Below are 7,001 nucleotides of genomic sequence, written 5' to 3'. Positions count from 1 at the left end.
GACAACCTTTATTGAGCCTGTTTTGTACGGACAGATCAGTGTGTCACTGCTTGTTCTGCATTTCATAAATGGCGCTTTTGAGTTTTGTACGGTGTGTAGCCCAGCAGACCATTCCGATCACCACAGAGACAACCGCCCCGGTCACTACGGCTCCGGTAGTGACCGCGCCAGCAATAGCGCCATAATCTCTTTCATTCTCTCCTTTCACTTCAATGGAAGGCATCATGGATGATGTCATAGAAGATGTCATAGAAGATGTCATAGAAGATGTCATAGAAGATGTCATAGAAGATGTCATAGAAGATGTCATAGAAGGTGTCATAGAAGGTGTCATAGAAGGTGTCATGGAAGGCGTTGTGGAAGGAGAAAACCCGTCAGTGGATATCGGGCGGTCTTCCAGGCTCGGGCTCGTCATGGCTGAATGCGTGGGAGAGTAGACCAGGGTATGTGTGTCCATGCCCGGGTTAATGCTGGCTGAATGTGTGAGGGAGTATAAGGAGGTGTTTGCTTCCACGGCCTGGACCACCTGATACACCGACAGGGCATTGCTCGAAAAAGCCGTTACGTACAGTTGTTGCCCGTCGGGGCTCAGGGTAACACCCAGAGCACCGTCCAGCTCATGAGTGTTGTCGTCACGATAGATGCGGGGGTTAGAGAGAGAGCCGTCGCTGTCCACGTCGTACACCGACAGGGCATTGCTCGAAAAAGCCGTTACGTACAGGTGTTGCCCGTCGGGGCTCAGGGCAACATCTCGGGCACCATTCAGCTCATGAGTGTCGCCGTTACGGTAAATACGGGGGTTGCAGAGCACGCCGTCGCTGTCCACGTCGTACACCGACAGGGCATTGCTCGAAAAAGCCGTTACGTACAGGTGTTGCCCGTCGGAGCTGAGGGCAATATTCCTGGCGCCCTCCAGCTCATGAGTGTCGTCGTCACGGTAAATACGGGGGTTGGAGAGCGCACCGTCGCTGGCCACGTCGTACACCGACAGGGCATTCCCAGCATTGGCTGTTACGTACAGGTGTTGCCCGTCGGGGCTGAGGGCGACACTCGAAGCGCCATTCAGCTCATGAGTGGTGTCATTACGATAGATTCGGGGGTTGGAGAGCGCGCCGTCGTTGTCCACGTCATACACCGACAGGGCATTGCTCGAAATAGCCGTTACGTACAGGTGTTTCCCGTCGGAGCTCAGTGTAACACCCTGGGCACCTAACAGATCATGAATGTCGTCGTTACGATAAATACGGGGGTTGGAGAGCGCGCCGTCGCTGGCCACGTCGTACACCGACAGGGCACCCCCTAAAAAAGCCGTTACGTACAGGTGTTGCCCGTTGGGGCTGAGGGCAATATTCCTGGCACCTTCCAGTTCATGAGTGTTGTCGTTATGGTAAATGACCGGGTTAATGAGAGACCCCGGCTCATTAACCTCCTCACCCTTGGCAGGTTGTAGTATGCACAGGCTGGTGACTGCCAACTGAGCCACAAAAACACAGACACCCTGCCAGCACGGCCAAGGGGCTTTTACCCTCTTTGTAGAAAAAACCGTGCTTGGTGTTGCCGCTGATGGTTTTGCACTGAATATCATGAGTTATGGCCTCTTGTACCCGCTGGTTATGGAAGTATCCAGTTCCGGCTTTTCCCAACTCCTTTGGGTGGACATTCAATGTAGTTCAGTTTTCTGGGGGTGAAGTGACAACCTTTATTGGGCCTGTTTGGTACGGACGGGTGTGCTGAATCGCGCCATAATCTCTTTCATTCTCCCCCTTCCACCTTAGCGGAAGGTGTCCTGGATCACCTGATACACCGACAGGGCACCCCCTAAGAAGGCTGTTACGTACAGATGTTGCCCGTCGGGGCTCAGGGCAACATCACAGACACCGCCCAGCTCATGAGTGTTGTCGTCACGGTAAATGCGGTGGTTGGAAAGCGCGCCGTCGCTGGCCACGTCGTACACCGACAGGGCACTCCCCTCAACGGCCGCTACATACAGGTGTTGCCCGTCGCGGCTCAGGGCGATATACGCAGCGCCATTCAGCCCATGAGTGGCGTCGTCACGGTAAATACGGGGGTTGGAGAGCGCGCCATCGCCGGCCACGTCGTACACCGACACAGCACCCCCTAAAGTGGCCGTTACGTACAGGTGTTGCCCGTCGGGGCTCAGGGTGACACCCCAGACACCGCTCAGCTCATGAGTGTTGTCGTCATGATAGACACGGGGGTTGGAGAGCGTGCCGTCGCTGGCCACGTCGTACACCGACAGGGTATTCCCCTTACCGGCCGTTACGTACAGGTGTTGCCCGTTGGGGCTAAGGACGACACTCAAAGCGCCGTGCAGCTCATGAGTGTTGTCATCACGGTAAATACGGAGATTGGAGAGCGTGCCGTCACTGGCCACGTCATACACCGACAGGGCATCCCCCATAGCAGCCGTTACGTACAGGTGTTGACCGTCAGGGCTCAGGGTAACACCCCAGGCACCGTCCAGCTCATGAGTGTTGTCATCACGATAGATACGGGGGTTGGAAAGCCCGCCATCGCTGGCCACGTCGTACACCGACAGAGTATTCCCGGTCGAGGCCGTTACGTACAGGTGTTGCCCGTTGGAGCTCAGGGTAACACCGAGGGCACCATCCAGCTCATGAGTGGCGCCGTTACGATAGATACGGGGGTTGGCGAGCGCACCGCCGCTGGCCACGTCGTACACCGTGAGGGCATCTCCGAAAGTGGCCGTTACGTACAGGTGTTTCCCGTCGGGACTGAGGACGACACCTGCAGCACCATTCAGCTCATGAGTGTTGTCGCTATGGTAATTGATAGGGTTAATAAGAGACCCCGGCTCATTTACCACCTCACCATTGGCAGGTTGCAGTACGCAAAGGCTGGTGACTGCCAACTGAGCCACAAAGACACAGACACCCTGCCAGCAGGGCCAAGGTGCTTTTACCCTCTTTGTAGAAAACACCATACTTTTTTGTGTTACCGCTGACTGTTTTGCACTGAATATCATGAGCTATGATCTCTCGCACCCGTTCGTTATGAAGGTATCCGGTTCCGGCTCTTCCCAACTCCTTTGGGTGGACATCCAGTGTAGTTCAGTTTTCTGGAGACGGTAGGACAACCTTCATTGAGCCTTCTTTGTACGGGCAGATCAGTGTGTCACTGCTTGTTCATCATTTCATAACTGGCGCTCTTGGGTTTTTTACGGTGTAAAGCCCAGCAGACCATTCCGAAAACCACTGTAGATACAATTGCCAGCGTTCGCTCACCCTGATCACCTACTACTTGCAGGCTCACAGGGCTTCGCTCACTTGTCGCCTAGTAGCATCTTGAAATCCAATGGGTATATAAGGCAATGGCACTGACTTAAGGTTACAGCCCAGAGATATCAAGGCTTGCCCGAGAAGAAAAACGACTATGAAAGTCAATGGATATTTACTCTCCTTGAGCAAGCCATGACAAAGTGAAGCCAATTTCAGGGTAGGGGAGCAGCTTTAATCTTACCTGCACACTTCAAACGTTACTGCCAGAGCTTCAGTAACGCTGAAGGGAGGTTGTATGATTTTAGAAATCGTTTAAATCGTTTAAATCATTGATTCTCTGTTCGACCTTCCTAACTTAACCGTGGTAGCCGCAGGTTTACAGGACAAAGCTTACAAAAGAAGCTGTGCCAACATACGCAGGCCTGTCACAAGGAGTACGAGGGCAAAGACCTTCTTCAGTCTAATAGCATTTAATTTAGCGGCCAGAGATGCTCCTACCGGGGCAAAAAGTACGGTTAGCGGCACAATGCAAATGAACCCCATCAGATTAACCAAGCCTATGGTTCCTGCCGGCGCATCGGCTGGTGTACTTCCCAGTGCTAACATGGTCAGGGCGCCAGGCAACGAAATAATGAGCCCAATGGCTGCAGCTGTGCCTACGGCCTTGTGAGCTGGATAGTTGTATAGGGTAAGCAGTGGAACAGAAATAGTGCCGCCACCGATTCCGACCATAGAGCTGAAAAAGCCAATGGATGTTCCCATCACTGACTGTCCTGCTGTGCCGGGCAACTGTTTGAACAGCGCGGATTTTCCCGTTCTGAACAGCATGTTAAGTGCCGATAAGGTCGCTATGACACCAAACAGCATAGTCAGCAAACTGCCATCTATGCGCGTTACCAGCCAGCTACCCACCAATACACCCAAGAGAATAAAAACAGCCCAGCGTTTCAGAAGGTTAAAATCGACATTACCTTTTTGGTTGTGAGCACGAATTGAACTGATCGAAGTCGGTACTATTGTGGCCAGCGAGGTTGCCGTTGCTACCAGCATGGCTGACTCAGGTGATACACCAAAGCTCTGGAACAAGAAAAACAGCACGGGCACAATAACTATACCGCCGCCTACGCCTAATAATCCTGCAAGAATACCGGCGAAAATTCCTGTGGCCATTAATGCCAAAAAAGTCGAGGTATGATTTGTTATAAATTCTAAGACATCCATTAACGGTTTCTTCTGTTTCTAATAACTGACAAAGACCTTGCCATCAGTTCTTTAGACTATGAACACACTCAAGGTAAGAACCTGGTTGGCAGGAACTACTAAGGAATGGCGACACTGCCTGAGCCGTTTCAGTGAACAGCTTCTATTGATTGAAGTAATTTCGAACTGCTTTGTGCCGCCAAGCGTTACATCCCAAACCGTTCGAACTGAGCGAGTCGAAGTGCATTACCAGCATCTTTCGAAAGGCTCAGACTGAACGGAGAGCTGAAGGGTAATTAACGCTTGGTCGTACTAGTTAGACAGTTCTCTTCGAACGATTTCTGCCCCGGCGCTCAAGGCATTGAGTTTGCCTCTTGCTACTTCACGAGGTAGGGGAGCCATTCCACAGTTGGTGCAAGGATAGAGTTTGTCGGCATCAACAAATTGCAGTGTTTTTCGCAGAGTATTGGCCACTTCTTCTGGTGTCTCTATGGTATTGGTGGCGACATCAATGGCTCCTGCCATCACTTTTTTACCACGGATGAGCTCAAGTAATTCGACAGGAACACGAGAGTTATGACATTCCAGAGAGATAATATCGATGTTAGATTGTTGTAGTTTGGGAAATACTTCCTCATATTGGCGCCACTCAGAGCCCAGAGACTTCTTCCAGTCTGTATTGGCTTTAATGCCATAGCCATAGCATATATGTACAGCGGTTTCGCACTCGAGCCCTTCAATGGCTCTTTCCAGAGCAGCAATGCCCCAGTCATTTACTTCATCAAAAAAGACATTAAAAGCAGGCTCGTCAAACTGAATGATATCAACACCCACAGCCTCTAATTCTTTAGCTTCTTGATTAAGAATTTTGGCAAATTCCCAGGCTAGTTTTTCACGACTTTTATAATGCCCATCGTACAGGGTATCGATCATTGTCATGGGGCCAGGCAGAGCCCATTTAATAGGTTTGTTGGTTTGCTGACGTAAAAATCTGGCATCTTCAACAAACACGGACTTTTGCCTGGAAACAGCGCTAACGACTGAAGGTACACTGGCATCATAGCGGTCACGAATTCTAACCGTCTTACGATTCTCAAAATCTACGCCATTAAGGTGCTCAATAAACGTCGTAACGAAGTGCTGGCGTGACTGCTCGCCGTCACTGACAATATCAATGCCGGCCTGATCCTGCTCTTGCAGTGTCACACGCAAAGCGTCTTGTTTCCCTGTAATTAATTCCTCATCCTGCAATTTCCAGGGTGACCAAAGCTTTTCAGGTTCTGCAAGCCATGAAGGTTTAGGCAAACTGCCCGCCGTTGAAGTCGGTAATAAAGTTTTCATAAAAGGCGCTGTTGTCTGTTTTTGTTGATATTCAAGCGTAATCAGCAGTCCACTGCTCAAGAACGGTTTGGTAAGGTTTGATGAAGTATTCTTCTGCAAATTTCCCTTGCTTAATGGCTAGCCTGCTACGTTCTTCGCGATCATAAACAATTTGAGTTAATGAATGATCCAGGTTTTTTAAATTGGGCTGGTAGCATTTTCCGGCAACAGCATTTGCATTGTATATTTCTGGGCGGTAGATTTTTTGGAAGGTCTCCATCGTGCTGATGGTGCTTATAAGCTCAAGGTTCGTGTAATCATTCAGCAAATCGCCAAAGAAATAGAATGCCAAAGGCGCAACGCTATTCTGCGGCATAAAATACCGAACTTGTAACCCCATTTTCTTGAAATATTGCTCAGTCAAAGAAGATTCATTGGGCTGATACTCAAAACCCAGCACGGGATGCTGGTTGTCAGTCCGGTGATAGGTCTTGTTGTCCGAAACACTGAGGCAAATAACAGGTGGTTTTTTGAAATTCTGTTTATAAGTATTTGAGTTCACGAAAGACTGAAAGAGTTTCCCATGCAGATCACCAAAGTTGTCTGGAATACTGAAACTCGGCTTGTCTTTATTATGATCCAGCAATAACACACTAAAATCATAATCTCGTAAATACGACGAAAAATTATTCCCTACAATACCTTCAATGCATTCGTTCGTTACACGATCAACAACATTCGTTTTCAAAATCTCAATCGATGGGAAAGGCTGATCGCTGCCTGCAATATTCATATCGACTGAAATAATTTCGAGCTCGACGGAGTAACGATCACCTTTAGGGTTGTCCCAATGCGCCAGGGCATTAAAACTATTATCAATCATCCTTAAGGCGCTACGCAGGTTTTCCTGGCGGCTCTCGCCTCTGGCTAAATTAGCAAAGTTGGTCGTAATGCGAGTATTGTCTGATGGCTGATAATTTTCATCAAAACAAATGCTCTTGACGATAAACGTAAAGTCTTTATTCATTGTGATTAGGTATCCATTGTCTGAGACAAATCCAGAGTCAATTCCTTGCTCACTAGCATTTGCTGAATTCTTCTGATTTTCTCAGTTTTTAGTCTTCACAGTCTTTTTTGGTGTGTGCTCAACGGCCTAAGTAAAAATCAACTGTAGTCGTGTCTTAAGTTCAGATCTGAGTGTATTTATACGTGAAATATAAT

Annotated in this window: 5 protein-coding genes; all 5 read right to left on the bottom strand. The window is 49.2% G+C overall.

Translation table 11 applies throughout. The features are described 5' to 3' along the window. Positions 1-43: 43 nt before the first annotated feature. Positions 44-1,483, bottom strand: a complete 1,440-nt coding sequence (locus GZ78_RS22960) for a lactonase family protein (RefSeq protein WP_161787467.1) — start codon at positions 1,481-1,483, stop codon at positions 44-46. Between the two features lie 288 nt (positions 1,484-1,771). Beyond that, the gene (locus GZ78_RS22955; protein WP_236631663.1) at positions 1,772-2,902 is read right to left on the bottom strand and encodes a lactonase family protein; all 1,131 of its coding nucleotides are present in this window, start codon (positions 2,900-2,902) and stop codon (positions 1,772-1,774) included. Positions 2,903-3,650: 748 nt separating this feature from the next. After that, positions 3,651-4,481, bottom strand: coding sequence for a sulfite exporter TauE/SafE family protein (locus GZ78_RS22950; RefSeq protein WP_034841476.1), 831 nt, complete (start codon positions 4,479-4,481; stop codon positions 3,651-3,653). Between the two features lie 291 nt (positions 4,482-4,772). Continuing rightward, positions 4,773-5,801, bottom strand: coding sequence for a methionine synthase (locus tag GZ78_RS22945; protein WP_034841473.1), 1,029 nt, complete (start codon positions 5,799-5,801; stop codon positions 4,773-4,775). Between the two features lie 31 nt (positions 5,802-5,832). Next, on the bottom strand, positions 5,833-6,807 hold the full coding sequence (locus GZ78_RS22940; protein WP_034841471.1) for a DUF1852 domain-containing protein: 975 nt from the start codon (positions 6,805-6,807) through the stop codon (positions 5,833-5,835). Positions 6,808-7,001: the final 194 nt, after the last annotated feature.

This window comes from Endozoicomonas numazuensis (assembly GCF_000722635.1).
In the GTDB taxonomy this organism is placed as follows: Bacteria; Pseudomonadota; Gammaproteobacteria; order Pseudomonadales; family Endozoicomonadaceae; genus Endozoicomonas_A; species Endozoicomonas_A numazuensis.
Note: the sequence above shows the minus strand (reverse complement) of the source record. Positions and strands in the feature narration are given on the sequence as shown.

What these genes read in the sequence shown, in the direction of transcription:
- GZ78_RS22945 (WP_034841473.1), bottom strand. Translation starts at nt 5,801, where the DNA reads ATGAAAACTTTATTACCGACTTCAACGGCGGGCAGTTTGCCTAAACCT.
- GZ78_RS22950 (WP_034841476.1), bottom strand. Translation starts at nt 4,481, where the DNA reads ATGGATGTCTTAGAATTTATAACAAATCATACCTCGACTTTTTTGGCA.
- GZ78_RS22940 (WP_034841471.1), bottom strand. Translation starts at nt 6,807, where the DNA reads ATGAATAAAGACTTTACGTTTATCGTCAAGAGCATTTGTTTTGATGAA.